The sequence below is a fragment of the Nostoc sp. CHAB 5715 genome, from assembly GCF_020829685.1.
Classification (GTDB): domain Bacteria; phylum Cyanobacteriota; class Cyanobacteriia; order Cyanobacteriales; family Nostocaceae; genus Nostoc.
This window is the reverse complement of the sequence record NZ_JAIVFR010001141.1, coordinates 1-2,144: the sequence shown is the minus strand read 5'-3', so window position 1 is coordinate 2,144 and position 2,144 is coordinate 1. Positions and strand designations below refer to the sequence as shown.

Sequence of the window (2,144 nt, the reverse complement as noted above, 5' to 3'; positions counted from 1 at the left end):
TGAAGCGAACACATTTACACTCAAACAAGCTGTTCCTGTAGATTTACTCAACGGTCCGGAAAATAGACCAGATGCTGTTGGCCCAACTAGTAACAACGATGACTTCAGCAACAAATCTTCGGTTGTTGATCCTGACATAACCTTTGGTGAGACAATTGACCCATTACCAGTGGTCTTCACTAACACAGTTAAAAATACTGGCACTGATCCGAGCAATATCTCCCTGCTTCCTACCCCTGTAGCTCCAGGCACTTACGATGATGCCTTACCAGCGTATTATTTGGTAAGGCATCATCGTAAGTGCCTGGAGCTACAGGGGTAGGAAGCAACTTTGATAGTTTCTGGTGGGATCAAAACAGCTTTAGCTCAAGTAAAAACTGTAGAGAAATCTGCACTTTCACAGAATCAGATAGCTGAAGCAATTGCCCAAAGTCAAGATATCCAAAGCTTTGTCAGTTGTGGTGAAACGATTCCTCAACAGCAGATTGTCATTGTTAATCCTGAAACATTAACACGCTGTTCATCAGATGAAATTGGGGAAATTTGGGTATCTGGCTTCAGTGTAGGTCAGGGTTACTGGAATCGAACAGAAGAAACAGAGGAAACATTCCATGCCTATCTGAAAGACACAAAAGAGGGGCCGTTTTTACGGACTGGTGACTTAGGCTTTTTGGACAATGGTGAGCTTTTCATTACAGGTAGAGCAAAAGATTTAATTATTATTCGCGGTCGTAATCTTTACCCGCAAGATATCGAATTAACCGCAGAGTGTAGTCATCCATCCTTACGTTCTGGTGCTAATGCAGCATTTACAGTAGAGGTTAACAATGAAGAAAGGCTCTTTATTGTACAAGAATTAGAGTTTCGCGCCAAGCCAAATTTAGCAGAAGTAGCTAGTGCAATTCGCCAAGCTATCACTGAAGAACATGAAGTACAAGTTTATGCTGTGGTTTTAATTAAACCAGGTAGTATACCCAAAACTTCTAGCGGTAAGATTCAACGTCGTGCAACTCGCACTCAGTTTGAGAATGGTGAACTGAATATAGTTGTCAGTGACATTCTCAAGATTAGTGATATTGCTAGACACGAAACTCAATTACAACGTTCTGAACTTTTGGCGCTTTCCCCAAAGGAGTGTCAACCGATTCTAGAATCTTATTTAATTGAACTTTTGGCGGGAGTACTTTCCATCGCACCGGATGATATCAATCCACAAGAACCATTAAGCTCTCTGGGACTTGATTCTTTAAAAGTATTTGAGTTGAAAAACCGGATTGAGGTTGATTTAGAAATAGAAGTATCTGTAGCAGACTTCTTTGAAGGAATGAGTGGGCGATCGCTTGTCACCAAAATACTGGCTCAAATGACAGCAGATGCACTCCCATCATTATCCGTTATTCAACAAGAAAAAAACACATCACATCATCCTTTATCTTTTGCTCAGCAGGGATTATGGTTTATCAATCAGCTAACTCCTGATACTCCTACATATAATATTCCTATAGTTATTAACTTCAAAGGTTGCATTAACTTCACAGCTTTACAAGATAGTCTGAACGAAATTATTAGACGACACGAAGTATTACGCACAAGCTTTATAGTAGAAAATGGACAACCCGTCCAAGTTGTAAATCAAGCTGTATCCGTAACTTTGGCGGTTGAAGATTTGCGTTCTTTATCAGAAAATGAGCGTACCCAAGAAGCACGACGTTTAGCTACAGAGTTCGCACAACAGCCATTTGACTTATCTGCTCAATCGCTTTTGCGTAGTAAAATTTTACAATTAAATGAGAGAAATTATCAATTGTTGGTAACTCTGCATCATATAATTGCAGATGGTTGGTCTATCAGTATTCTGATTAAAGAACTAACTGCACTATATGAAGCATTCTCAACAGGCAAACTCTCACCACTTGCTGAATTACCGATTCAGTATCGAGATTTTGTCAATTGGCAACGAAAATGGCTTGATGGCGAACGCATTCAACCGTTATTGACTTATTGGAAACAAAAATTGCAGGGTGAGCTACCTGTATTGAATTTACCAACAGACCGGGCGCGATCGCCTTTTTCAACCTTCACAGGCGCTCAAGCGAAATTAGTTCTTTCTCCAACTCTGACAAAATCTCGATACAGAATCGGTC

General features: G+C 40.3%; 2 pseudogenes. Both read left to right on the top strand.

Annotated elements, in window-relative coordinates:
- Nucleotides 1-322, top strand: a pseudogene (locus LC574_RS36935) (hypothetical protein); the annotation flags it as partial.
- Nucleotides 323-2,144: pseudogene (locus tag LC574_RS36930) on the top strand (condensation domain-containing protein); the annotation flags it as partial.